General features: G+C 66.3%; 23 protein-coding genes and 1 tRNA gene. 15 read left to right on the top strand and 9 right to left on the bottom strand.

All coding sequences use genetic code 11. The features are described from left to right. Positions 1-9: 9 nt before the first annotated feature. Entirely contained in the window at positions 10-384 is a 375-nt protein-coding gene (locus LB572_RS00120; protein WP_140805425.1) for a hypothetical protein, read from the bottom strand. 122 nt (positions 385-506) lie between these two features. Continuing rightward, complete coding sequence (locus LB572_RS00115) at positions 507-1,451, bottom strand: methyltransferase domain-containing protein (protein ID WP_224666199.1); 945 nt, start codon at positions 1,449-1,451, stop codon at positions 507-509. Between the two features lie 109 nt (positions 1,452-1,560). Between LB572_RS00115 and LB572_RS00110 the strand changes: the two genes are divergently transcribed. Beyond that, positions 1,561-2,571: a ligase-associated DNA damage response exonuclease gene (locus LB572_RS00110; RefSeq protein ID WP_140805448.1), complete on the top strand. Its 1,011-nt coding sequence runs from the start codon at positions 1,561-1,563 to the stop codon at positions 2,569-2,571. A gap of 238 nt (positions 2,572-2,809) precedes the next feature. After that, complete coding sequence (locus LB572_RS00105; RefSeq protein WP_224666197.1) at positions 2,810-4,408, top strand: cisplatin damage response ATP-dependent DNA ligase; 1,599 nt, start codon at positions 2,810-2,812, stop codon at positions 4,406-4,408. 26 nt (positions 4,409-4,434) lie between these two features. On the opposite strand, the gene LB572_RS00100 is transcribed toward LB572_RS00105, so the two are convergent. Further along, positions 4,435-5,631 (bottom strand): hypothetical protein, encoded by a 1,197-nt coding sequence (locus LB572_RS00100; protein WP_224666195.1) that lies wholly within the window; start codon positions 5,629-5,631, stop codon positions 4,435-4,437. 336 nt (positions 5,632-5,967) lie between these two features. Here LB572_RS00100 and LB572_RS00095 point away from each other — a divergent pair. From LB572_RS00095 to LB572_RS00050, 10 genes are all read left to right on the top strand, one after another. Then, positions 5,968-6,043 (top strand) — tRNA-Thr (locus LB572_RS00095). Between the two features lie 356 nt (positions 6,044-6,399). Further along, positions 6,400-6,612, top strand: coding sequence for a hypothetical protein (locus tag LB572_RS00090; protein WP_140805415.1), 213 nt, complete (start codon positions 6,400-6,402; stop codon positions 6,610-6,612). Between the two features lie 201 nt (positions 6,613-6,813). Continuing rightward, positions 6,814-7,002, top strand: a complete 189-nt coding sequence (locus LB572_RS00085) for a YodC family protein (protein ID WP_140805413.1) — start codon at positions 6,814-6,816, stop codon at positions 7,000-7,002. Between the two features lie 155 nt (positions 7,003-7,157). Then, positions 7,158-7,619: an EF-hand domain-containing protein gene (locus tag LB572_RS00080; protein ID WP_224666193.1), complete on the top strand. Its 462-nt coding sequence runs from the start codon at positions 7,158-7,160 to the stop codon at positions 7,617-7,619. A gap of 45 nt (positions 7,620-7,664) precedes the next feature. After that, positions 7,665-8,204 (top strand): RNA polymerase sigma factor, encoded by a 540-nt coding sequence (locus tag LB572_RS00075; RefSeq protein WP_140805446.1) that lies wholly within the window; start codon positions 7,665-7,667, stop codon positions 8,202-8,204. 74 nt (positions 8,205-8,278) lie between these two features. Continuing rightward, positions 8,279-8,728, top strand: a complete 450-nt coding sequence (locus tag LB572_RS00070) for a hypothetical protein (protein WP_140805410.1) — start codon at positions 8,279-8,281, stop codon at positions 8,726-8,728. After that, on the top strand, positions 8,725-9,165 hold the full coding sequence (locus LB572_RS00065; RefSeq protein WP_224666192.1) for a periplasmic heavy metal sensor: 441 nt from the start codon (positions 8,725-8,727) through the stop codon (positions 9,163-9,165). Before LB572_RS00070 ends, LB572_RS00065 begins: the two co-directional genes overlap by 4 nt. Before the next feature lie 105 nt (positions 9,166-9,270). Then, the gene (locus LB572_RS00060; RefSeq protein ID WP_140805406.1) at positions 9,271-9,558 is read left to right on the top strand and encodes a GCG_CRPN prefix-to-repeats domain-containing protein; all 288 of its coding nucleotides are present in this window, start codon (positions 9,271-9,273) and stop codon (positions 9,556-9,558) included. A 100-nt stretch (positions 9,559-9,658) separates the two neighbouring features. Next, on the top strand, positions 9,659-11,116 hold the full coding sequence (locus LB572_RS00055) for a DUF1800 domain-containing protein (RefSeq protein ID WP_224666191.1): 1,458 nt from the start codon (positions 9,659-9,661) through the stop codon (positions 11,114-11,116). A gap of 36 nt (positions 11,117-11,152) precedes the next feature. Beyond that, the gene (locus LB572_RS00050; RefSeq protein ID WP_224666190.1) at positions 11,153-12,391 is read left to right on the top strand and encodes a DUF1501 domain-containing protein; all 1,239 of its coding nucleotides are present in this window, start codon (positions 11,153-11,155) and stop codon (positions 12,389-12,391) included. Between the two features lie 348 nt (positions 12,392-12,739). Here LB572_RS00050 and LB572_RS00045 read toward each other — a convergent pair whose 3' ends face one another. Continuing rightward, positions 12,740-13,009: a GCG_CRPN prefix-to-repeats domain-containing protein gene (locus LB572_RS00045; RefSeq protein WP_224666189.1), complete on the bottom strand. Its 270-nt coding sequence runs from the start codon at positions 13,007-13,009 to the stop codon at positions 12,740-12,742. Between the two features lie 266 nt (positions 13,010-13,275). Between LB572_RS00045 and LB572_RS00040 the strand changes: the two genes are divergently transcribed. Further along, positions 13,276-13,722, top strand: coding sequence for a pyridoxamine 5'-phosphate oxidase family protein (locus LB572_RS00040; protein ID WP_224666188.1), 447 nt, complete (start codon positions 13,276-13,278; stop codon positions 13,720-13,722). 40 nt (positions 13,723-13,762) lie between these two features. On the opposite strand, the gene LB572_RS00035 is transcribed toward LB572_RS00040, so the two are convergent. The 5 genes from LB572_RS00035 to LB572_RS00015 are packed head-to-tail and all read right to left on the bottom strand — an operon-like array spanning position 13,763 to position 20,392. Beyond that, positions 13,763-15,334: an indolepyruvate oxidoreductase subunit beta family protein gene (locus tag LB572_RS00035; RefSeq protein WP_224666187.1), complete on the bottom strand. Its 1,572-nt coding sequence runs from the start codon at positions 15,332-15,334 to the stop codon at positions 13,763-13,765. Next, on the bottom strand, positions 15,327-17,480 hold the full coding sequence (locus LB572_RS00030) for an indolepyruvate ferredoxin oxidoreductase subunit alpha (protein ID WP_224666186.1): 2,154 nt from the start codon (positions 17,478-17,480) through the stop codon (positions 15,327-15,329). The genes LB572_RS00035 and LB572_RS00030 overlap by 8 nt, the downstream gene beginning before the upstream one ends. A 50-nt stretch (positions 17,481-17,530) precedes the next feature. Beyond that, entirely contained in the window at positions 17,531-18,013 is a 483-nt protein-coding gene (locus LB572_RS00025; RefSeq protein WP_140805394.1) for a MarR family winged helix-turn-helix transcriptional regulator, read from the bottom strand. Further along, positions 18,013-19,584, bottom strand: coding sequence for a phytoene desaturase family protein (locus LB572_RS00020; RefSeq protein WP_224666185.1), 1,572 nt, complete (start codon positions 19,582-19,584; stop codon positions 18,013-18,015). The genes LB572_RS00025 and LB572_RS00020 overlap by 1 nt, the downstream gene beginning before the upstream one ends. A gap of 16 nt (positions 19,585-19,600) precedes the next feature. Beyond that, a complete protein-coding gene (locus LB572_RS00015; RefSeq protein WP_224666183.1) occupies positions 19,601-20,392 on the bottom strand; it encodes a cyclase family protein in 792 nt (263 codons plus the stop codon). A 124-nt stretch (positions 20,393-20,516) separates the two neighbouring features. Between LB572_RS00015 and LB572_RS00010 the strand changes: the two genes are divergently transcribed. Together LB572_RS00010 and LB572_RS00005 are read left to right on the top strand one after the other, a co-directional pair. Continuing rightward, positions 20,517-22,091 carry a phytoene desaturase family protein gene (locus tag LB572_RS00010; protein ID WP_224666182.1) on the top strand — a complete coding sequence of 525 codons (1,575 nt, stop codon included), beginning with the start codon at positions 20,517-20,519 and terminating at the stop codon, positions 22,089-22,091. Between the two features lie 148 nt (positions 22,092-22,239). Continuing rightward, positions 22,240-23,766, top strand: coding sequence for an ABC transporter substrate-binding protein (locus LB572_RS00005; protein WP_140805386.1), 1,527 nt, complete (start codon positions 22,240-22,242; stop codon positions 23,764-23,766). Positions 23,767-23,821: the final 55 nt, after the last annotated feature.

Below are 23,821 nucleotides of genomic sequence, written 5' to 3'. Positions count from 1 at the left end.
GTCGGATACTCAGGAAGGTTTCGAGCCGGGCAGCCCGAACGTCTCCTTCTTCTTCGGCTTGCCGCAGTCGCGACGGTCGATCGAACGGTTCATGGCGTCGATCTCGCCGCTCGCCTTGTTGCTGTCGCGCGAGGCCTTGGAGCGCGTGTCCGGCATGAACGGGCCGAAGCCCATCGCCGGATTGGAGAAGCCGGGCTTGGCCGTGACCGGCAGATTGTTCTGCTGCGCCAGCTGATTGCGCTGCGCCAGCAATTGGTCGCAAGGCACGTCGTCATATTGCAACGAGGATTGGACATCCTCGTCCTGGCGCTCGGCCATCGACGTGCCGCCGACGCAGCCGGCGACCGTCAGGCAGGACGCCACCACAACCATGGTCCAGCGCATGGATCCCTCCTTGGGGCAACTCCGGGAAAGGGCTTTCCGTTCGGAATTGCGCAAAACACTTGGGTCACCGCCCCGCGCTACCCCGACCATGCCATTCAGGCTTTTTCGCAGCAAGGTCCGGCTCATGCGGCTGACGGAATCCTTGCCTCGGCAGCTGCGGCGCGGTGGCCGGCCACGATCGCCAGGCCCTCGACCGGATCGCGCCGATCGTGCCGGATGACCATGCTTTCCAGCGACAGGACCGCAAGCCCGTTGGCGCAAAGCACGCGCCGCGCATAGGCCTCGGAATGAGCGTAACGCCGTGACGGCAAAAGGGCGAAATCGCCGCCGCCGGCAAGCGTCTCGAGCGAGAACGCGAATAGGCCGTCCTCGGCGAGCATCCCGGCCACCGCGCCGACGATATGTTCGAGGGCGCCCAGATAGATGAACACGTCGGCCGCGACCACGAGGTCGGCTCTGTCTCCGATGTAGGAGAAATGCTGAAGGTCGGCCTTGACCAACCGGTCGTAGATACCCTTGGCCTTCGCCTTTCTCAGCATGGCCGCCGAGATGTCGTAGCCCTCCAGCCTGTCGACGAAAGGGCGCAGCCTTTCGCCCATCAGGCCGGTGCCGCAGCCAAGATCCAAGGCCAGACGAAACCGGCCGGGCCTTGCCTTGCCGACGGCGTGCCCGAGAAAATCCGGCAGCCCGTAGCCAAGCTTCTTGACAAGCGAGTCCTCGAAACTGTCGGCGTAGTGGTCGAACAAGGTCTCGACAAAGGCGCTGGGCGGCGCCGCCGCGGCGGGCGCCCTGCCGATCAGTTGAAGCTTGAGCGCGGCGCCGAGGCGGTCCGCGGGATCCAGCTTCAGCGCGGTGGCCCAGGCTCTGGCGGCCTGGTCGAGCAGGCCGGCCGCTTCCTGCATCTCGCCGAGGCGAAACCAGCCCACGGCCCATCGCGGCGCCAGCTCCAGCGCGCCGAGCAAAAGCTCCGCCGCCTGCGCGGGCTCACCCGAGGCGAGCAGCGTCTCGGCGAAATCGGCGCGACGGTCGGCGTTCAAGTCGCCCGACGAGGCCTGTAGCGGTTTCATCTCTTGAAGGATCCCACCGGCGAGGCGGGCCGGCGGGCGGGTTTAGGATGAGTCAGCAGTCTCTTGCAACAGGCTTCCCGCGGCAAATTTAGCCACTATGTTCAAAGCCATGCGCGCCAGCGACCTGCTCAAATCCCGGCCGGAAGGCCTTTATTGCCCGCCCGGCGATTTCTTCATCGATCCGGTGCGGCCCGTCGAGCGGGCGCTGATCACGCACGGCCATTCCGACCATGCGCGATCCGGCCACCAGTCGGTGCTTGCGACGCAAGAGACGCTCGATATCATGGGACTGCGCTATGGCGAGGATTTCGCCGGAACGACGCAGGCGGCCGCGCTTGGCGAAACGCTCGACATCAACGGTGTCGCCGTCACCTTCCACCCGGCCGGGCATGTGCTGGGCTCGGCGCAGATCTGTGTCGAGCATCGGGGCATGCGCATCGTCGCTTCCGGCGACTACAAGCGCCAGAAGGACGCCACCTGTCTGCCGTTCGAGCCTGTCCGGTGCGATGTCTTCATCACCGAGGCGACTTTCGGCCTGCCGGTGTTCCGCCATCCGCCGGATCATGAGGAGATCGCCCGCGTGCTCAAATCGGCGGCGCAATTTCCCGAACGCTCGCATCTGATCGGCGCCTATGCGCTCGGCAAGGCGCAGCGCGTGATGCGGCTGCTGCGCGATGCCGGCTACGACAGGCCGATCTATATCCATGGCGCTCTGACCAAGCTCAGCGAATATTATCAGAGCCAGGGCATCGAGCTCGGCCGGCTGGAGCCTGGGACTGTGGAGAGCGGAGCCAAGGCCGATTTCGCCGGTGCGATCGTGGTCGGGCCGCCCTCGGCCTTCGCCGACCGCTGGGCGCGGCGTTTTCCCGACCCGATCTCCTGCTTCGCCTCGGGCTGGATGCGTATCCGCCAGCGCGCCAAGCAAGGCGGCGTCGAGCTACCGCTGATCATTTCCGACCACGCCGACTGGGACGAGCTGATCATCACGATCAAGGAAACCGGCGCGGAGGAAATCTGGGTCACGCACGGCCGCGAGGAGGCGCTGGTGCGCTGGTGCGAGCTGGAGGGGATTGCCGCGCGGCCGCTGCATCTGGTGGGGTATGAGGACGAGGGCGATTGATGCAATACCCTTCGCCAATCGCCACCGTCGAGTTCTATGGCCCCCCTCTCTGGCCTGCCGGCCATCTCCCCCTGAAGGGGGGAGATTGGCAGCTTCAGTGCCGGCGCATCTCCCGCGACGGTGGAGATTGGCGAAAGCCGGTGCGACATCCGATCTCCCCCCTTGAGGGGGAGAAGGCCGGCAGGCCAGAGAGGGTGGCCTCGCGCCGGCCTTCGCTATTGCCCAGGCGCACCCAGCCATGAACCGTTTCGCCGAACTCCTGGACCGCCTCGTGCTGACGCCGTCGCGCAACGGCAAGCTGACGCTGCTGACCGACTATTTCCGCAGCGTCGAGGATCCCGATCGCGGGCTGGCGCTGGCGGCCATCACCGGCGATCTCAACATCGCGGCGGTGAAGCCGGCGATGTTGCGCGCGCTGGTGGTCGAGCGCATGGACCCGGTGCTGTTCGGCTATTCCTACGACTATGTCGGCGACCTCGCCGAAACCGTGTCGCTGGTCTGGCCGCAGCCGCAAGGACATATTCCCAATCACGTGCCGACGCTGGGCGAGGTGGTCGGCAGGCTGCAGGCGGCGAGCCGCTCCGACGGGCCCAAGGTGCTGGCGCGGCTGCTCGATGACGCCAGCATCTCGGCGCGCTTCGCCATCATCAAGCTGGTCACCGGCGGCTTGCGCATCGGCGTGTCGGCGCGGCTCGCCAAGCAGGCGCTGGCCGACCTCGGCCAGGTCGACGTCGCCGAGATCGAGGAGCTGTGGCACGGGCTGGCGCCGCCTTACACCGAGTTGTTCGCCTGGCTGGAGGGCCGGGCGGAAAAGCCGAGGAGTGTCGCACTTGCGCTGTTCCGGCCGGTGATGCTTTCCAACGCCGTCGACGACGGTGATCTCGAAAAGCTCGACCCGGCCGATTACGCGGCGGAATGGAAATGGGACGGCATCCGCGTGCAGGCGGTGTGCGAAGGCGGCGTGCGCCGGCTCTATTCGCGCACCGGCGACGACGTCTCCGGCGCCTTCCCGGACCTCGCGGCGGCGATGCATTTCGAGGCGGCGCTCGACGGCGAGCTTTTGGTCGGCGACCCGCGCGAGGCGACGGGCACGTTTTCGGACCTGCAGCAGCGGCTCAACCGCAAGAGCGTCTCGCCGAAGATCCAGCAGCAATATCCGGCCTTCATGCGCTGCTACGACGCGCTGCAGATCGACGGCGAGGATCTGCGCGCGCTGCCCTTCGCCGAGCGCCGCAAGCGGCTCCAGACCTTCGTCGAGACCCTCGACCCAAGCCGCTTCGACCTCTCGCCTTTTGTCGCGTTCTCCGAGTGGAAGACGCTGGAGCGGCTGCGCCAGGCGCCGCCGCATCCGATCATCGAAGGGGTGATGCTGAAGCGCTGGGATTCGCCCTATCTCGCCGGCCGGCCGAAAGGCCCATGGTTCAAGTGGAAGCGCGATCCGCACACCATCGACGCGGTGCTGATGTATGCGCAGCGCGGCCACGGCAAGCGCTCCAGCTTCTATTCCGACTACACGTTCGGCGTCTGGTCCGGGCCTGAGGGTTCGGAGGAGCTGGTCCCCGTCGGCAAGGCCTATTTCGGCTTCACCGACGAGGAGTTGAGAGAAATCGACAAATATGTGCGCGACAACACGATCGAGCGTTTCGGGCCGGTGCGCTCGGTGCGCGCCGATCGCAGGAACGGCCTGGTGCTGGAGGTGGCGTTCGAAGGCCTCAACCGCTCGACCCGACATAAATCGGGTGTGGCGATGCGCTTTCCGCGCATCTCGCGGCTGCGCTGGGACAAGCCGGCCGCGGAAGCCGACCGCATCGAGACGCTGCAGGCGCTGCTTGATTAGCTGACAACCCGCCTCCGGCGGTGCGATCACTCCGCGATCGAAACGCGTATCTCGTAGATATCGACGGACTTGCCCTTCTGGTCGAAGTCGGAGTTGACGGCGATGGTGCCGGCGGCGCCCGGATGCTTGTCCGGGAACTGCACGTCGAACAGATATTCGTTGCGCTCGTGGCCGACCGCGTAGCGCTTGCGGCCGCAATCGCCGAGATCGCCGAAATTGCAGTCGACCGAAATCTGCGTTTCCTTGCCCTCTTCCGAGCGGGCGACGATGTCGAACATGGCATGTTTGCCGGCAAGCTTCTCCAGCACGCCCTGGCCCACATCGAAGGCGATGGCCGAGCCCGACGCGCCCGAGCGTATGCGCAGGAACTGGCCGGTATCATCCTTCATGACCGAGGCGGCGGCATCGGACGGCGCGCTGACATGGGTCGGGTCGGCGGGCGAGAAGACGTTGATCCAGTTCTTCGACTGGTCCGCCTCGCCCGGCTTCTGCGGCGAGCCGGGCTCGGCCGGCTGCGAGGAATCCTCGTCATCCAGCGTCGGCGTCGGTTCCGGCGGGCCGGTGTTGAGCTCGGCCGCCGTCTTGAAGACACCGGTCTGCTTGGCGAAATAGAGGCCGATGCCGGCGGCCGCGAGCAATGTCGCGACGACGAAGATCGCGGTCAGCGGCAGGCGCCGGCCCCTGATCCGGCGCTCGTCGCGGTCGGGCGCGACCTGGGCGCCGTTGCCGACCGGTGAACCCGGCGAATCATCGAGCGACGGCGCATCGGGAAGCGCCGTCTCGTCCGGCATGATGTCGGGCACGCGCGGCAGCACGCGCGAACGCGGCTGGTCCGAAGCATCGGGCTGAACCGGGCCGTCGACGGTGATCGAGGGCGACGGCGCGGTTTGCGACGGCGGCAATGGCGCATCGACCGATGGCGCGGCCGATACGGCCGGCGCTTCGACGCGGGGATCCGGCACGCCGTTGCCGGCCGGCGCGACGTTTTCCGGCGGCAGCGTCACATCGGGGACGGCCTGCAGGAACTCCGATTCGATCTCGGCGATCTTGGCCTGGACCGCCTTGCGGCGGCTGATGGCGGCCTCGACCGTGACGTTCGGATTGGCCTGCAGGACGCGGTCGAGCGCCGCAAAGGCCGATCGATAGACCTTCTCGCGGAACGCCCGGTCCTCGGCATTGCCTTTCTCGAAGGCATTGCGGATCGCTTTCTCGATGGGGTCCAAGCGAGCTCCCTCTGCGCGTTCGCTCACGGTTGTCTGATCGTCAGCCGCGGACGACCAATCGATCAACGCGAGCGGCTGCCTTGCCGGCCAAAGCCATTTCGGCATTTTTTGTTGAAGAATCAACATTTTTCGTCACCGCCGGCGCGGCCGCTCCGGCCAGCCCGGTGCAAAGGACGGCCGGCCCGCATACCGCCGCGGGCCGTACACGCGCCCGATGCGCGGTAACCGTAGATCGTAATTGCCGTCGGCGAGGCCGGAATTCACCGCTGCCCATCTTGAATTAGCGAGCGGTTGAGTCTATCACCCAGCCCATTCTGGAAGCCTGACGCTTCCCGGGCCGCTTTAGCTCAGTTGGTAGAGCACATCATTCGTAATGATGGGGTCGCGTGTTCGAGTCACGCAAGCGGCACCAAATTTCTCCACGAGAACCAGACTGTCACCTTAGGCCGAGCGTTGAGCGGTCTGCCCATGAGCCATAGGCAATGGGGGCAGGTGATAAAAGATCACCGCCGGGCCAATCTTCCCTTACGGAATAAGGGGCTATATCTTTTATCCTTTCGGACCAATGCGTCCGGCAGGATGGACCTCGGTCGATTGTGGGCTAGCGGGCAATCAGACAGTCTCGCGATCGCGCCGGCTGATAACCCCAAGCCCCCCGCCCATCGGTCGGTGCATGCCCGGCTTGCGGACCTCAAAATCCTAACCACAAAAAGCGAGCCGGGCTTCCATCCGCCTGCCCGTGCAGAGACGCGAATTGCCGGAAATGCAATGAGGAGCTGGACGGTCTATCACGTCGATTTCGAAGCGGGAGTCAACAGCCCGCGTCTGACTGAAATCGGAAGCGTTGAAGCAGATGATCTCTTGGCAGCGGTGATGAAGGCACAGGCGTTGTGGCCCGATGAAAAGTCCATGACAGTCCGCCCGGCCGGAGACGACGGTCGATCGGTGCAGCCGCCTGCTCCCCGGCGCGACACCGATTGAACCCGGGGAGCGATCGGGCCGCTGCTTCGGCCCCAAAGCCTCGGCATGATCAGGCCACGCCTTCAGTGTTATCCGGCGTGTCACGCAAGCGGCACCCGTTTTCCACGCCTTCCCGCCCTGCACCACTTCACATGCGCATCTCGGCCATTGTCGGGAATCGATGTTGGTGGGAAACTCCCTTTGTCAGCATGGGAGGTCGAAATGCCCAACAGTTTCAAGACCGGAGACGTCGTCAGGCTGAAATCCGGAGGCCCGGAAATGACAATCAGCGACGGCGCGGCTTCCGGCATGTATCTGTGCCACTGGTTCAACCGCGAAGGCGACGTCTGGACCCCGCAGCATGCCGGCTTCAAGCCGGACCAGCTGGTGGCCGTCGACCAGCCGAGATAGCCGTCGTTTTCCGTCCTTCGGGGACGATCCGGTCCGGCCGGGCCGGATTCCGGGGAACTTTGCCCGGCGGAAAAGGACCGACGGATTTTGCTCTGCCTTGCGTTTAACGGCTGAAGCGCGGCCGCCAATGGCCGCGCCCAACCGGAGACGAGAGCATGATCCGCCACACGATATTCGTCGTTGCCCTTGGTTTGCAGACCGCGGCCGCGGTCGCCCAGACGACGACGCCGACCCCCGCGCCAGCCCAGGCGGCGCCGAGCAGCTCGGCTCCTGTTGCGGCCAAGTCCGACCTCACCAAGTCTGACCTCACAAAGTCCGGCCTCACCCTGGAAAAGTTCGAGGCGCGCCGCGAAAAGGCGTTCATGCGGGCCGACACCGACAATGACGGCAAGGTCAGCCTGGCCGAGTGGACCGCTTTCCAGACCGGGCGCAAGGCCAAGGGCGATCCGGCCAGATCCTTCGAGCGTATGGACGCCAACAAGGACGGCTTCGTCGACAAGGGCGAGCTCGACGCCTTCCTCGCCAAGCGCTTCGCCAAGCTCGACAAGAACGGCGACGGCGTGCTCGGCGCCGACGAAAGGCCGGGCCACAAATCCGCTCCCAATCAGGAGCAATGACCAAGAGGTTATGGCGCATAATGATAGTCGCGAGCGCCCCTGTTGATGGGCGCCGATCCCGACGAGGAACTGGTACGCCGCATCGGCGCCGGCGACCCCGCCGCCGTGCAGGCGATGGTGGCGCGCAAGCTGCCGCGCATCCTGGCCCTGGCCGCAAGGATGCTCGGCGACGCGGCGGAGGCCGAGGACGTCGCCCAGGAGACTTTCGTGCGCATCTGGCGCCACGCCTCTGGCTGGCGCCAGGGGCACGCGCGCTTCGATACCTGGATCCATCGCGTCGCGCTCAACCTCTGCTACGACCGGCTGCGACGCCGGCGCGAATGGACGATGGACGAGCTGCCGGAGGTGGCCGATGAAGCGCCGCTTCCCGATGCAATGCCGGGCGACGAAGAGCGCAGGGTCGGCCAGGCCTTGCTGCGCATCGCGCCGCGCCAGCGCGAGGCGATCGTGCTGGTGTATTATCAGGAGCTGTCCAACATCGAGGCCGCTGGCGCCATGCAGGTCAGCGTCGATGCGCTGGAAAGCCTGCTCGCGCGGGGTCGTCGTTCGTTGCAGGCCATGCTCGCGGGAGATGGCGATGACTGAGACCCCGAACGGATTGCGAATTCCCAGGACTGCGGCGTGGGGGGCCACGCCAAAATGGTGGAAGGGGGACAGACATGGCTGAGAAACCTTTGGAAGGGCCGATGGATGCCGGGCGCTTCGCCGCGCTGGCGGATGCCTATGGCGGTGCGTTGCATCGCTGGCCAGCGGCCGAGCAGGCGACCGCGATGCTGTTTGCCGATACCGACGAGGGCCGCGCCATCCTGAGGCGCGCAGAATGGCTCGATGCCATGCTCGACCGGCATCGCGTCGAAACACCCAGCCCGGCGCTGCATCGCGCGATCGTCGCCCGGGCCGCGACCGAGGTCAGGCAGGAGCGCCGCCGCCGGTTCTGGTGGCTGGGCTTCGGGCTTGCGGGTGTCGGCCTGGCCGGTGCCGTGGCCGGGCTGGCGCTGGTGACCGTCGTTGCCCCGAACGCGCCCTCCGACCACTATGTGATGGACGCCAATGCGACGTCGTTCGGCGATGCCGGTCCCGACGCCGACCAGGCCGAGGAGGACCTATGAACCCCCGTCTCGTCGCGGCATCGCTGGTGCTGAATGTTTTTCTGATCGGCGCGGTGGCCGGCGGAGCCGGCTGGCTGATCGGCAAATCCAATCCGGGCTTTTCGCTGGAATCGGCGGGCGGCCGGCTGCCCGCCCCCGACCGCAAGATCTTCCGCCAGGCGCTGCGCGAGGTGCGCCGCGAGTCCCGCGACGTGATCCTCGACGGACAGGCCGCGCGGCGCGAGGCGGCGAACCTGCTGCAGCAGCCCCCCCTCGACAGCAACGCGCTTGCCGCCGCGCTCGAGCGCGCGCGCAATGCTGACGTCACCGTGCGCACCCGGCTCGAGCAACGCATCATCGAGTTCGCCGCGTCGAGCTCGCCGGAAGATCGTCAACTGCTCGCGGATGCGCTGTTGCGGCGCGCCGGCAAGCAGCCGCCGGCAAAAAAATCGCCATAGGCAGCGACGGGACGAGCGGACACGCCCCGTTCAAGGAAAAGAGGGACAGGCCTGCCATCGATGCCGGCAGGTTCTCTTCAACCTCGAAACTTTCGGGAGTATCCCATGAATAGTCTGACGAAATATTCGCTCGCGGCCGCGCTCGCCATCGGCGGAACGGCCGCCGCAAGCGCCGCCTCGGCGATGCCGATCGCACCGGTTGCGCCCGCGCCGGCAATGATAGAGCACGTCGCCTGGGGCTGCGGTCCGGGCTGGCATCCCAATTACTGGGGCCGCTGCGTCCCCAATCGCCGCGTGGTCTATCCCGGCTATTATTACTGGGGCGGACCGCGCGTCTATGTCGGCCCGGTCTGGCATCCTTACCATCGCTGGCACCACTGGCGCCGCTGGTGACGGCCCGCTCATGACGCCAGTGCTGCGGCCGGCGTCGCGAGCGCCCTTCCCGATCCATGCAACATGCCGGCCGAGGCGTCGGTTCGGAACGGAGGCTTCATTGGCCGCACCGGTTTCAAAGTTCGTGTCGCCGGATCCCGCGCTGGTGACGCTCCATCGCTTCGGCCTTGGCGCAAAACCAGGCGACGAGCTCGGCAAGATCGCCGCCGATCCGCGCGGCTGCCTCAAGGCCGAGCTCAAGCAGCAGGACATCGCGCTCATTTCCGCCGACGAACCGAAGAATGCCGGATTGCTGGACAGCACTGCGGCGATCCAGGCCAGCATGACGGCGGCCATGGAGCGCAAGGCGGCGCGGGACGAGAAGGCGGCGGCAGCGATGCAGCCGACAGCCGCGGAAGACCCGGCCGGCCCGGCCGGGACGAAAGCCAAACCCGCCGTGCCGCGTGTCGAGGCCGATATCTACCGCGACGAAGCGCAGGCCCGTTTCGACAAGGCGCTCGCCGCGACGCCGGGCTTCGTGGAACGGCTGGTCGGCTTCTGGTCGAACCATTTCTGCGTTTCCGTCGCCAAGGCGCCGGTGGTGCGGGCCTGCGCCGGCGCCTTCGAGCGCGAGGCGATCCGCCCCTTCGTGCTCGGCCGCTTCGCCGATATGCTTTTGGCCGTCGAGCACCATCCGGCCATGCTGTTCTATCTCGACAACCAGCAGTCCATCGGGCCGGATTCACGCGCCGGCAAGCGGCGCGGCCGCGGCCTCAACGAGAACCTCGCCCGCGAGATCCTGGAACTGCACACGCTGGGCGTCGGCAGCGGCTATGCCCAAGCCGACGTCACCAGCTTCGCCGGCATGCTGACCGGCTGGACGATGGCCGGACGCGAGGGGCGGCTGGGCGAGCCAGGAAGCTTCGTCTTCAACGCCAATGCGCATCAGCCGGGCCAGGCAGTGCTGCTCGGCAAGACCTATCCCGGCGGCGGCATGGGTCAGGCCGAAGCCGCGCTCAACGACATTGCCCGCCATCCGGCCACCGCGCAGCATATCGCCACCAAGCTTGCGCGCCATTTCATCGCGGACGATCCGCCGCCGGCGGCTGTCGCCCGCCTGGCCACGGTCTTCACCAAGACCGACGGCGACCTGCGCTCGATCGCCTTGACGCTGATCGACATGCCTGAAGCCTGGTCGACGCCGCTCACGAAGCTGCGCTCGCCCTTGGACTATGTCCTCGCGCTGCGGCGGGCGGTCGGCGCTACCGCCGGCAACGAACCGCAACGGTCGCTTCGCTGGCTGAGCGTGCTTGGCGAACCGCTATGGCAGCCGCCGGGGCCGAACGGCTTTTCCGACCGGACGGATGCATGGGCTTCCGCCGAGGGCCTCAAGACGCGGCTGGACATCGCCTGGCAGGCCGCGAAGCAAGCGGACGACATCGACGATCCCGACGACGCGCTGGCCTCGCTGATCGGCCCGTCCGTCTCGGCCGAGACACGGCAGGCGATTTCGCGGGCGGAGTCCAAGCAGCAGGGCCTGGCGCTGCTGCTGATGGCGCCCGAATTCCAGCGCCGGTAATTCCGGCGACGGCGATCTAGCAATGGAGATGCGGCCATGAGCCTGCTTTGCGAAACCCCCAACCTGTCCCGCCGCGCGGTGCTGATGACCGGAGGCGCGCTGTTCGCCTGGGCCTATCTGCCGCGCTTTGCCCGCGCGGCCGACAATCGCGACCCGCGCCTGATCGTCATCGTGCTGCGCGGCGCCCTGGACGGGCTGTCGACGGTCGGACCGGTCGGCGACCCCGACTATGCCGGCCTGCATGGCGACATCGCGCTTTCGCTCTCAGGCGCCAACCCGGCATTGCCGCTCGACGGTTTCTTTGCCGTCAACCCGGCAATGCCGGTGTTTGCCCGCCTGTTCAAGGCGAGGCAGGCAGCCGTGGTGCACGCGGCCGCGACCGGCTACCGCGACCGCTCGCATTTCGACGGCCAGGACGTGCTGGAAAGCGGCCTGCCCGGTCCCGGCAACGCGACCACCGGCTGGCTCAACCGGGCTTTGGCCAGCCTGCCGGCGGGCGACAGGATCGCGAAGGCCGGCGGGCTGGCGATCGGGCCCTCGACGCCGCTGGTGATCCGCGGCGCAGCGCCCGTGCTCGGCTGGGCGCCACAGGCCTTGCCGACGCCCGGCGACGCGCTCGCCGAGCGTGTGCTCGATCTCTACAACCATCGCGATCCGGTGCTGGCGGCGGCACTGCAGAAAGGCCTCGACGCCGACCGCATGGCGATGGGCGACGCGCTCGACGGCAAGACGATGAAGCCCAGGGGCGGCCTCGACAACGCCGCCGGCATGCGGCAGTCGGCGCAGGGCGCGGCGCGGCTGATGGCGGCCGATGACGGGCCGCGCATCGCAGCTTTGGCCTTCGACGGCTGGGACACGCATGTCAACGAAGGCGGCGCCACCGGCCGGCTCGCCAATCTGCTCGGCGGCCTCGACGGCGCCTTCGAGGAATTCGAGAAGGGGCTGGGCGAGCGCTGGAAGGACACTGCGGTCGTCGCCATCACCGAGTTCGGCCGCACGGCGCGCATCAACGGCACGGTCGGCACCGACCACGGCACCGGCACGGTGGTGCTTTTGGCCGGCGGCGCGATCAAGGGCGGCCGCGTCATCGCCGACTGGCCGGGACTGAAGCCGGCGCAGCTCTACGAAAGCCGAGATCTCGCGCCGACCAGCGATGTGCGCGCGGTGCTGAAGGGGCTGTTGGCCGACCAGTTCGGGCTGTCGGCGGCGGTGCTCGGCGACAAGGTGTTTCCGGAGTCTGCCGCGGTGAAGCCGATGCGGGATCTGGTGGTGTGAGTCCTGAGTTTGCCTATCGGGGACAGGTGCGGCGTCGGCTGTCATTCGTCATTCCAGGGCGGACCAAGGAGCGAAGCGACGCGCGCAGACCCTAGAATCCATTCCGTGACGTTGAGGCGTCGCCGCGGTGCAGAATTCTGCTCCGCGGGACTCTACGATTAGGTAACGGAATGGCTCCTCGGGTCTGCGCGCGTCGCTTCGCTCCCGCTCGCCCGTGGATGACGAAGCCGAGGGGCTTCGGCCAATCACGAACGTTCCGCAAAGCTCAACGAAATGAACCCTCGCGGGAAACTCAGCAAAAAAGCCCGCGCCGTTGCCGGCGCGGGCATCGATCCCCTCGACGGAGCATCAGTTCCAGAAACCGGGGTGCCAGCGGCCGTGATACCAGAAGCCGGGGTGCCAATGGCGCACATGCATCGGGCGGATGATCACCCGGCCGTTCGGCACGCATCTGCCCCAGCGGTTCATGTGCCAGCCGGGACCGCAGCGCCAGCCGACCGTTTCTACCGGCAGCGGCGCGGCACCCGGCTTGACGAGCGGCATGGCCTCAGAGCCGGCGCCGGACAGCACCAATGTACCTGCGGCCAGGGCGATAGGCAGAAAGTATTTCGTGAACATGCGTTGTCTCCGTAATTCATCCCTACCTCCGTGAAACGGAGGGCAGGACCGAATTCCGTCGGAGGGGCGCCGATCACATCTTCGTTAAATCGGTTCGCTGCACAGCTTCGAGCGGCGCGGCTTGGCACGGTATGGCAAGGCCTTAATTCCTCATCGCGAATTGATCCATATCAATGAGCCGGGACGCGCCCCGCACTAGTGTCGGCAAGAACCGATCGACAGAAATTCGCGAGGCCGAAGGCCGGCTGAAACAGGAGATCATAACGATGATGATCCGCACGCTCTCCACCCTGGAATGCACGAAAATGCTGGCGGCCAACCGGACCGGACATCTGGCCTGCGCGAAGGACGGGCAACCCTATGTCGTGCCCTTCAACTACGCCTATGCCGACAGCCACCTCTACGCCTTCTCGCTGCTGGGCAAGAAGGTCGACTGGATGCGGGAGAATCCCCTGGTGTGCGCCCAGGTGCAGGAACATACCCAAGGGCGCGGCTGGCGGAGCGTGATCGTCGAGGGCCGCTATGAAGAATTGCCGGACCGTGTCGGCCACAAGGTGCTGCGCGACCGTGCATGGGCAGTGCTGAGCAAGCACACCGACTGGTGGGAGCCCGGCGCGCTCAAGCCCGTCACGCCTCCCCTGGCGGACAGCCTGCCGCATGTCTTTTTCCGGATCCTTGTCGAGCAGGTCTCGGGACGGGAAGCAACGGAATAGCCAAGTCCGCGGGAGCAACTCGAGCATCTGCGGAGCCGGGCTATGCGCCAAGCGTCGCCACCGTCTTCAGCGCGCCGTCCAGCATGTCGCCCTTTTCGTCCTTCAGCGCCGCCTCGCGCAGGCGGCGGATCCAGTCGGCGGCATCGTCGCGGCCTTTGAGCATCGGCAGCGCTGAGAGCACGCGGTCGAATTTCGATTGGGCGCGGGCATGGGTGTCGCTGTAGCCCTTGATCAGCCGGCGGCAGTTCAGGATCTCGGTGGCCAAAGCGTAGTCCTGGCGCGCGTGGCTGAGCGCCAGTTCGTACCAGCGCCGCAGATGCTCGGCCTCTATCCTGTGGCGCAGCAGAGCGCGGCGCCAGCGGCGCAGGCCGCCGATGAACCAGAGCATGGCGAAGCCGGTGAAACTGTCGGTGCGGATGTGGCGGCCGCGATTGATACGGCGGTCGAGGAAGGCGGCGAGTTTTGGCCGGCTCTCGATGTAGCTCCCGAGCCCCGCCGGCAGCGTGCCGCAGAATTCCTCGATGCGCGGATGGAAATATTCGGTGACCTGCAGGACCGAGCCTTGCTTGACGCCGACCTCCTTGCGCACGCGCTTGTCTCGCGTCGAGCGTGTCTTCAAATCGGCGACGCGGATCATGTCGTCGTAGCACATCGCGTTGGCCAGGTGCTTTGCGGCGGCGATCGACAGCGCGTAGCCGCGCTCCGCATTGTCGAGCGCCACCGCTCTGTCCAGCCGGTCGAGATATTCGCCGCCATAGGCGATGTCCTGGTAATCGACCACCTTCTTCAGCCCGCGTTCGGCCATGTCGCGCAGCGGTTCCGGCAGCGCCGCGACGCGGGCGGCAAGGGCCTGCCAGCCCTTAAGGAGGGTTTCCGGTCCGCTGACCTTCGCCGTCGACTTGGGTTCGGCAGCGGCAGGCTTCGCTGACTTGTCGTCGGCCGGCGCGGCCGCAGTCCCGCGCGCGCGATCGCAGGCCGCGCCGAAGGCGGCGAGGCTGGCTTTCACACCACGGCCGCCGGCGCCGATCGCCTGCTCGTAGCTTTCGCGGGTGAAGGGCAGCGCGTCGGAGCCGGCCAGCGCGCCGAGCAGGCTGGCCGAGATCATGGTGCCGTTCTCGGCGGCGATCTTTTCCATGTCGAAGGCGATGAAGCGCTTTGAGGCAGCCTGCGCCGTCGCATGCACCTTTTCCGACGAGGCGCGGCCGTCGCCCGGCTCGATCTTTTCCGAGACGGCGGCGATGCGGTGCGAAGAGGTGATCAGCGTGGTGCGCTCGGGCGTGACGAAGCCGCGGATGATGGCGCGACCGGCTTCCATCAGCTCGGCGGCGATCAATATGTCGACGTCGCCTTGCGAAGGCGACAGGGCGAAGACCGGCAGCCGGCCGGTGTCGCGGGCCATCTCGATGTAATAGATCGTGGCGCCGGTGCGCTGGGCGACGCCGGCCACGGAGGTCGATTGCGCGATGTAGCCGTTGCGCTCGGCGACGTTGGTGATCCAGTCGGCAAGCACGCCGCCGCCCTGGCCGCCGACGGCGAGCACGGCGAGTTTTATCACCCGCTCGTCATCAGAGGCGCCCGCCTTCGGGCGCAATGCGGCGTTGTGGTCAAGCATCAGCGAACATCAGGCGGCGGCTTTCGCGGCGGCGCTGCAATAGGCCGATCACGGCACGGCGCGCGCTCTCCAGGAAACGGTCCCAGCGGCCGGGATTGTGGACGACATCGGCGCGGTAGAAGGACGGGCAGAGCACGGCGGCATCCGCCACCTCGCCGCAATTGCCGCAGCCGACGCAGTTCTGGTCGATCGCGGCGACCGGATCGTCGCGCAGCGGATCGTCGAGCGACTTCACCGACAGCGACGGGCAGCCGGACAGCCGCATGCAGGCGTGGTCGCCAGTGCAGATGTCCTCGTCGACGCCGAATTTCGGCTTCACCACGCGCTCGCCGCCCTTGATCGCCTTGTCGACCAGCGGCTTCTCGCGGCGCTGCCGGTTGAGCATGCATTCGGACGAGGCGACGATGACCTTCGGGCCCTTCTCCTCGGTGGTCAGCGCCTCGCGCAAAGTGGCCTGCATCTTGCCGACATCATAAGTGCGGTCGATGTGGCGCAGCCATTTGACGCCCATGCCCTTCACCGCCTCGTCGATCGGATGCTTGGTCGACTTGGTGCGGTTGTTGGCGCGCGAGGACAGGATGTCCTGGCCGCCGGTGGCGGCCGAGTAGAAATTGTCGACGATGACGATGACGCCGTCATTCCGGTTGAAGACGGCGTTGCCGATCGAGGAGGTGAGGCCATTGTGCCAGAAGCCGCCGTCGCCGACGAAGGAGATCGAGCGACGCTTGGCTTCCGGCGAATTGAACGCCGAAGCCGAGGCTGGCCCCAGCCCGTAGCCCATGGTGGTCGCGCCGAGCTCGAAGGGCGGCATGATCGAGAACAGATGGCAGCCGATGTCGGAGGCGATGTGATGCTTGCCGAGCTCCTGCTCAACCAGCTTCGTCGCGGCGAAGATCGGCCGCTCGGGGCAGCCGATGCAGAAGCCCGGCGGACGTCCAGGCACGACGTTGATGAGATCGGCGGTGTCGACACCCTCGCCCGTTTTGTTCGGCGCGCGCACCTCGCCCGGCAGCAGATGCGGCGCGTTCGCCCGCAGGAACGAGCCGATGCCGTCGAGCATCACCTGCCCGGTGTATTCGCCGGCCATCGGCAGATGCTCCTTGCCGACCAGCTTGGTGCCGCGCCCGGCCTTGTGCAGCATCGCGGCAAAGGCCTGCTCGATATAGTTGGGCTGGCCTTCCTCGACGACCAGCACCGCCTGCTTGCCCTCGCAGAAGGACAGGAACTCATCGTCCACCAGCGGGTAGACGGCGTTCAGCACATAGAGCGGCACGTCGGTATCGCCATAGGTGTCGGCAAGGCCAAGCCGCTGCAGCGCGCGGATGACGGAATTGTACATGCCGCCCTGCATGACGATGCCGACCGAGCCGTGGTCCGGCCCGAACATCTCGTTGATCTTGCGGCTCTTGATGAAATCGACCGCCGCCGGCCAGCGCTTGGCGACCTTCTCCTTCTCATGCAGGAAGGAGGCGGGCGGCAGCACGATGCGGCCGGTGTCGCGGCGCGGCGAGGCTAGCGCGTCGGCGACAGTCATTGGCGGGCGCTTGTTGTCCTTGGCGGTGAAGTGGCCGTGGACGTGGCAGCAGCGGATGCGCACCTGCAACATCACAGGTGTGTTCGAGACCTCCGACAGCTCGAAACCGTCCTCGACCGCCTTGACGATGGAAGGCAGGTTCGGGCGCGGGTCGAGCAGCCAGACCTGGCTCTTCATGGCAAAGGCATGGCTGCGCTCCTGCATGATGGAGGAGCCCTCGCCATAGTCCTCGCCAACGATGATCAGCGCGCCGCCGGTGACGCCGCCGGACGCCAGATTGGCGAGCGCGTCGGAAGCGACATTGGTGCCGACCGTCGACTTGAAGGTGGCCGCCCCGCGGATCGGATAATGCACGGACGCCGCCAGCATCGCGGTTGCAGTCGCTTCCGAAGCGCTCGCCTCGAAATGCACGCCGAGCTCGCCCAGGATGTCCTGCGCGTCGGCCAGAACGTCCATCAGATGGCTGATCGGCGCGCCCTGGTAGCCGCCGACATAGCCGACACCGCATTGCAGCAGCGCCTTGGTGATGGCGAGGATGCCCTCGCCGGCGAATTCCTCGCCGGCGCCTAGCCTCAGCTTTTCGACTTCCTTGGCAAAAGACCGTTCGGCCATCTCTGCCTCCTTCCGTTGCCGCTCGCCCGTCGCCGGGGCGGCGCGTACATTTAGATCTCGTGCTTGCGGATGTTGTTCAGCATTTTTTGCAGCGTCGCGATGAGCGCGGCATATTCAGCGTCGTCGACACCGTCGAACATCGCCTCGAAAGCGTCGTGCATGGCCGGCCAGGCGCGCGTGAACAGCGCGCGGCCGTCATCTGTCAGGAACACATGGCGGAAGCGGCTGTCGGTGACGCCCTGCTCGCGCCGAACCAGGCCCTGGCCTTCCAGCGTGTCGAGAGTGCGGCTCAAGGTCGATTGCTCGATCACCGTATAGACCGAGAGATCGTTGACGGTGACGCCGTCGGTGACCGAGAGCACGGCGAGCGTGCGCACCTGTGGAATAGTCAGGCCCTGCTTGCGGAAGTCGTCGCGCAGCGTGGCGTTGTAGCGGCCCATGATGCGGTTCATCAGATAGGGCGCGAATTGCTGCAGGCCGATCTGGCCGAGGGTCGAGATGCGCTGGCGCCTTTCCGCGAGCTTCTGTTCCATCACAGCCACCCCGCCAACAGGAAGCCGGAGCCGCCGCCGAGGCCGGCGCCCGGATGGGTCGAGGCGCCGATATGATAGAGGCCCTTGATGCCGGTCTCGTGGTTGCGGCTCGCCTTGAACGGCCGCCACAGGAAAGACTGGTCGATGGCGGACGAGCCGCCATAGGGATCGCCGCCGACCAGGTTGATGTTCATCGCTTCCAGATCGGCCGGCGAATAGGCGCGACGCGCGACCACGCTCTCGCGAAAACCGTCGATGTGGTTGGCGAGGATCGCCTCGACGCGGTCGGCATAGGCTTCGCGCAGCGCGTCGTTCCAGCGGCCGTCGGCGGGTGCCTCGAGCTTGCCGGCGGCATCGCCCTTGATCAAGCGCGGCGCCTCGGGCAGCTGCAGCCAGAGGATCGCCTTGCCATCGGGGCAGCGCGACGGGTCGAGCGCATGCGGCTGGCCGACGCAGATGGTCGGCACTTCCGGCAGCAGGCCGCGCACCGCCTCGTTGCAGGCTTTCGAGACGCCGTCGAGCCCCGGCGTCAGATGCAGCAGCGCCACCTTGTCGAGGCCCTCGCCGCGCCAGGCCGGCGGCTTGTCCAGCGCATAGTGGATCTGGAAATTGCCCTTGCCGTAGCGATAGGACTGCGTGGCTTTTATTGCCACCTCCGGCGCATTCTTGCCGAGCAGGCGGCCATAGAGCTGCGTCGGCGTGACCGAGCAGATGACGCTCTTCCCCGCCGTCAGCGTTTCACAGGAGGCCAGACGCACGCCGGTGGCGCGACCGCCGGCCTGGACGACCGAGGCGACATCGGCGTTGACGCGGATCTCGCCGCCGCGCTCCTTGATCAGGCCCTCGAAGGCGGCGAGCAGGTTCCTGGCGCCGCCCTTGACGATCGGCGCGCCGGCGGCCTCCAGCGCGAAGGCGATGACCTTGGCGATCTGGCCGGAGAAGGCGTCTTCCGGGCCGAGCCCGGCATGCAGCACCCAGGGCGCCCAGAGCGCGCGGACGAGGTCGGAATTGTAAGTCGTTTCCAGCCAGCCGCGCGCGGGCGCCAGCGCCTCGCCCATGAAGGCGGCGAGCTCGCGCGGGCCGCGCCGCCAGGCCTCGCCGGCGATGAGCTTCGTCGTCGGATAGGACCAGAGCGCGCCACCGAGCAGGCCGAACAGCAGCCCGGCATTGCGCTCGATGCCGCCGACATCGCTGCCATGGCGGTCGCCATCGCCTGACGCAATTCCGTTGAGCGCCGCGATGTTGGCGGCGCGGTCGGTGGTGAGCACGGCATGGCTGCCGTCCGGTCTTAGCACGCCGGTCGGCGTCGCCGTGTGGCAGAACTCCAGCCCGTGCCGCGCAAGGTCCTTGCCGAGCGCGGCAAAGGCCGGCGAGGTGATGAACAGCACGAAGGTCGTGGCCATCACGTCATGGACGAAGCCCGGCACTGTCGCCTCCTCGGTGCGCATGCAGCCACCGATGCGGTCGTTGCGCTCGAGCACGAGCACCTTGGCGCCCTTGGCGCCAAGCATCGCCGCGCAGACCAGGGCGTTGATGCCGCTGCCGACGATGATGTGATCGACGTCGCTCATCGTCGTGGCCCTGGCTTTAACCCCGAGGCACCAGCGCCAGCGCTCGGATCGGGCTGCCGGTGCCGTGCTCGATCTTGAGCGGGGCGGCGATCAGGATCGCGCCCTTCGGCGGCAGCTGGTCGAGATTGCACAGGCTGGCCAGCCCGTAGCGGTTGGCCTTGTGCATCAGCGTATGCGCCGGGAATGGCGGCTCCATGTCGCCGGCCTTGCCGGCATCGGTGCCGATCGTCTCCGAGCCCCAGCCCTTGATGTCCTTGGAGATCAGGAACTGGATGGCCTCGGCCGTCGGGCCGGGCGTGTGCGGGCCGGTTTCGTTGGCGTTGAGGAATTCGGCTTCCGAGCCGTTGCGCTTGTACCAGTCGGTGCGCATCACCACCCATTCGCCGGGATTGATGGCGCCGTGCTTTGCTTCCCAGGCCTTGATATGGTCGACGGTGAGCAGGAAATCGTGATCGGCGGCAGACTCCACTGAGCAGTCGATGACGTTGACCGGGCCGACGAAATTCTGTGCCGGAATGGTGTCGGTGGCGCCGTCCGGATAGTCCTTGCCGGTGATCCAGTGCTGCGGCGCGTCGAAATGCGTGCCCGAATGCTCGCCGAGCTTCAGCCAGTTCCAGGCCCACCACGGACCGTTCTTGTCGTATTTGGAAATCTGATGGATCTCGACCTTCGGCGTGTCGACGGCGAGTTCCGGCGGCAGCTTGATCAACGGCGTATCGGGGCCGAGCGGCGCCGACAGATCGACCACCTTGATGGCGCCCGAGAGCAGCTGGCCGGCGACCTCGCCGAGGAGTTTCTGCGTGTCCATGGTCTTTCGTTCCCTCTTGTGTCGGTGATCATCAAGGCTCGTTGCGGCCCTTAATATACCTACTAGACGAAAACATATGCATCTGCAATTATCTTTAAGCATAAAGCATTTTCGGGGTGGGGGCGTGAGCGAGTTCGACGCCATCTTTGTCGGGGCGGGCCACAACAGTCTGGCATGCGCCGCGCATTTGGCGCTCAAAGGCTGGAAAATAGCGGTTTTCGAACGCAGCGAGGCAATCGGCGGCGCGGTGCGGACGGCCGAATACACGCTCCCCGGCTTCCGGCACGATTTCGGCGCGATGAATTTGAGCCTCTTCGCCGGCTCCGCCTTCCACCGGAAATATGCAAATGAATTGAAAGGCCATGGGTTGGAATTCGCGCCCGTGACCGACTGTTTCGCCAGCGCCTTCCCGGACGGCAAATGGTTCGGGGTCAGCAACGACCTCGAAAAGACTGCGTCGCGGCTTGCCGCCTTCTCCGCCGCCGATGCCGCAACATGGCGGCGGCTGGTCGGCGCCTTTCCGGGCGAGGCCGAGCACCTGTTCCGCCTGCTGGGTTCGCCGATGAGCGCAAGGGCGCTGGCCGGCACGGGCTGGAACCTGTGGCGCAAGAAGGGCATCGCCGGCGCGCTCGATACGGCTCGATTGCTGCTGTCGTCGCCGCGCGCGTGGCTCGAGGAAAATTTCGAAACGCCGCATGTGCGCACGACGCTCGCGGCCTGGGGCATGCATCTCGACTTCTCGCCCGACATCGCCGGGGGTGCTGTGTTCCCCTATCTGGAATCGATGGCCAACCAGAGTTTCGGCATGGTGCTGGGCAAAGGCGGCGCCGACACCATCATCCGCGCGCTGGCCGGCATGGTGACGGCGGACGGCTGTCAGATCGCGACCGGTGCGGAAATCGCCGAGATCACGGTTTCCGGCGGCAAGGCGACCGGGGTCAGGCTGGCATCCGGCGAAATCCATGTCGCGACCAGGGCCGTCATTGCCGGCGTCGCGCCGAAAGCGCTGCCGGGCAAGCTGCTGCCCAATGGCTCGGGCGACGCCGACTTCGATACGGCGATGAAGAAATTCCGTCATGCGCCAGGCACGATGATGATCCATCTGGCGATGGACGACCTGCCCGATTGGAACGCCGGCGCCGAGCTTCGTCAATTCGCCTATGTGCATCTGGCGCCGTCGCTCGACGCCATGTCGCGCGTCTACCAGCAGGCGATCGCGGGCCTGCTGCCCGACCAGCCCGTGCTGGTCGTCGGCCAGCCGACAACCGTCGATCCGTCGCGGGCGCCGCAAGGCAAGCATGTGCTGTGGGTGCAGGTGCGCATGCTGCCGGCCGAGATCCTCGGCGATGCCGCGGGCAAGATCGCGCCCGCGCATTGGGATGCCGTCAAGGACACCTATGCCGAGCGGGTGCTCGACATCATCGAGAGCTATGCGCCGGGATTACGCAAAAAAATCCTCGGCCGCGCGGTGTTGTCGCCGCTCGACCTCGAACGCGAGAACCCGAACCTCGTCGGCGGCGACCAGATTTGCGGCAGTCATCATCTGGCGCAGAATTTCCTCTTCCGCCCGGCGCGCGGCTTCGCGCGCTGGAACACGCCGGTCTCGAACCTTTACCTCACCGGCGCCGCGACATGGCCCGGCGCCGGCACGGGCGCCGGCTCCGGCTACATGCTCGCCCAACAGCTGGGAGGGAATTAGAGCATGATCCCGAAAAGTGGGAACCGGTTTTCGGAGAAAGATCATGCTCCAACAAAGAGCTGGAATTCCGGGATGGACAAGGCGCGGTTGCCCACCACCGAATGAAAAACGCCGCGCGGACAAATGACAATCAACAAGGGGAACGACCATGACCATCAACAGACGTGACTTGCTTGGATACAGCGCTGCGGCGCTGGGTGCTGCCACGCTTGGCCTGCCGAGGGCGGCAAAGGCGGCGGACGAGCTCACCATCGCCTACAACGTCAACCTGCCCTCCTGGGACCCGACGACTGGCCCCTCGGCCGTGAACCCGACCATCCAGGGCCTATACCAGTCGGTGTTCGACCAGATCATCGGGCAAAAGCCGGATCTCTCCTTCACGCCTGGACTGCTTACCGAATGGGGCTGGAACGACGACCGCACCAAGGTGACGATGACGGTGCGCGAGGGTGTGAAATGGCATGACGGCTCGCCCTTCACGCCTGAGGACGTCGTGTGGTCGCTGACCCGCGCCGGCGACGAGAAGACCGGCAACCCGATCCAGTTCGTCTGGAAGAACGTCAACGATTTCAAGATCGACGGCAACAAGATCACCGGCGACGTCGTGCAGTTCGACCCGGTCTATTTCAAATGGATGTCGTTCCTGACCGGCTACATTCTGCCCAAGGCCTATTACGAGAAGGTCGGCGCCGAAGGTTTCGAGAAGGCGCCGATCGGCACCGGGCCTTATATGGTCGACAAGTTCGAGCGCAACGCCTTCCTGCGACTCAAGGCCAATCCGAATTATTGGGGCACGAAGCCGGCCTTCGAGAATGTGACGATCAAGTTCGTCACCGACGCGGCAAGCCGCGTCGCCGAGATCGAATCCGGCTCCTCGCAGGTGACGCTCGAAATTCCTTACGAGGAGTATGACCGGCTGATCGCCAAGGACGGGCTGGCCGGCTCGATCAAGAACGTCTCCGACATCGGCATGATCTTCTTCAACAACAAGGACGCCATGCTGGACAAGAACGTCCGCCAGGCGGCGGTGATGGCGGTGGACAAAGAGCTGCTGGTCAAGCGCCTGCTGCGCGGCTATGGCCAGCCGATCGATACGCTGGAGACGCCGGAATACGCGGCCTTCGATCCGTCGGTCAAGGTCGAGCACAATCCGGACAAGGCCAAGGAACTGCTTGCCGCCTCCGGCTATTCGACCAAGAAGCCGGCCAAGTTCACCATCCAGACGACCAAGGGCTTCAAGCCCAAGGACTACGAGATGGTGCAGGCGATCGTCGGCATGTGGCGCAAGGTCGGCATCGAGGCCGAGATCGAGGTCTACGAGATCGCCAAGCACTACGAGCTCAGGGCCGCGCACAAGCTGGCGCCGGCCGCCTTCTACAACTGGGGCAATTCGATCGGCGACCCGACAACCTCGACGGGCTTCGCCATGTTCGGACCCTCGCCGCACTCGTCCTGGAAGACGGACGACCTCGACGCCAAGATCGGCCCGCTGTGGGGCGAGAAGGACGAGGCCAAGCGCATCGCCGGCTGGAAGGCGGTCGACAAGTACATCGCCGAACAGGCCTATGTGCTGCCGCTGATCCAGTATGCGCAGCCGATCGTGCACTCGAAGAAGGTCAATGTCGTTCAGCATATCTCCGGCGCGCTGCTGCCGGCGCTGATGACCCCGGCCTGATCATCGGCCTTGTGCCCTGCCGGTCTTCGCCCGGCAGGGCCCCCTCATCCGGGCC

The sequence above is a fragment of the Mesorhizobium sp. BH1-1-5 genome (genome assembly GCF_020165615.1).
In the GTDB taxonomy this organism is placed as follows: domain Bacteria; phylum Pseudomonadota; class Alphaproteobacteria; order Rhizobiales; family Rhizobiaceae; genus Mesorhizobium.
This window is presented reverse-complemented; position numbering and strand designations above follow the sequence as displayed.

Coding starts and splice junctions, on each gene's coding strand:
- LB572_RS00040 (WP_224666188.1), top strand. CDS start 13,276: ATGATGATCCGCACGCTCTCCACCCTGGAATGCACGAAAATGCTGGCG.
- LB572_RS00045 (WP_224666189.1), bottom strand. CDS start 13,009: ATGTTCACGAAATACTTTCTGCCTATCGCCCTGGCCGCAGGTACATTG.
- LB572_RS00025 (WP_140805394.1), bottom strand. CDS start 18,013: ATGGAACAGAAGCTCGCGGAAAGGCGCCAGCGCATCTCGACCCTCGGC.
- LB572_RS00085 (WP_140805413.1), top strand. CDS start 6,814: ATGCCCAACAGTTTCAAGACCGGAGACGTCGTCAGGCTGAAATCCGGA.
- LB572_RS00110 (WP_140805448.1), top strand. CDS start 1,561: ATGCGCGCCAGCGACCTGCTCAAATCCCGGCCGGAAGGCCTTTATTGC.
- LB572_RS00115 (WP_224666199.1), bottom strand. CDS start 1,451: ATGAAACCGCTACAGGCCTCGTCGGGCGACTTGAACGCCGACCGTCGC.
- LB572_RS00080 (WP_224666193.1), top strand. CDS start 7,158: ATGATCCGCCACACGATATTCGTCGTTGCCCTTGGTTTGCAGACCGCG.
- LB572_RS00075 (WP_140805446.1), top strand. CDS start 7,665: ATGGGCGCCGATCCCGACGAGGAACTGGTACGCCGCATCGGCGCCGGC.
- LB572_RS00065 (WP_224666192.1), top strand. CDS start 8,725: ATGAACCCCCGTCTCGTCGCGGCATCGCTGGTGCTGAATGTTTTTCTG.
- LB572_RS00035 (WP_224666187.1), bottom strand. CDS start 15,334: ATGCTTGACCACAACGCCGCATTGCGCCCGAAGGCGGGCGCCTCTGAT.
- LB572_RS00060 (WP_140805406.1), top strand. CDS start 9,271: ATGAATAGTCTGACGAAATATTCGCTCGCGGCCGCGCTCGCCATCGGC.
- LB572_RS00105 (WP_224666197.1), top strand. CDS start 2,810: ATGAACCGTTTCGCCGAACTCCTGGACCGCCTCGTGCTGACGCCGTCG.
- LB572_RS00020 (WP_224666185.1), bottom strand. CDS start 19,584: ATGAGCGACGTCGATCACATCATCGTCGGCAGCGGCATCAACGCCCTG.
- LB572_RS00015 (WP_224666183.1), bottom strand. CDS start 20,392: ATGGACACGCAGAAACTCCTCGGCGAGGTCGCCGGCCAGCTGCTCTCG.
- LB572_RS00090 (WP_140805415.1), top strand. CDS start 6,400: ATGAGGAGCTGGACGGTCTATCACGTCGATTTCGAAGCGGGAGTCAAC.
- LB572_RS00030 (WP_224666186.1), bottom strand. CDS start 17,480: ATGGCCGAACGGTCTTTTGCCAAGGAAGTCGAAAAGCTGAGGCTAGGC.
- LB572_RS00005 (WP_140805386.1), top strand. CDS start 22,240: ATGACCATCAACAGACGTGACTTGCTTGGATACAGCGCTGCGGCGCTG.
- LB572_RS00120 (WP_140805425.1), bottom strand. CDS start 384: ATGCGCTGGACCATGGTTGTGGTGGCGTCCTGCCTGACGGTCGCCGGC.
- LB572_RS00050 (WP_224666190.1), top strand. CDS start 11,153: ATGAGCCTGCTTTGCGAAACCCCCAACCTGTCCCGCCGCGCGGTGCTG.
- LB572_RS00070 (WP_140805410.1), top strand. CDS start 8,279: ATGGCTGAGAAACCTTTGGAAGGGCCGATGGATGCCGGGCGCTTCGCC.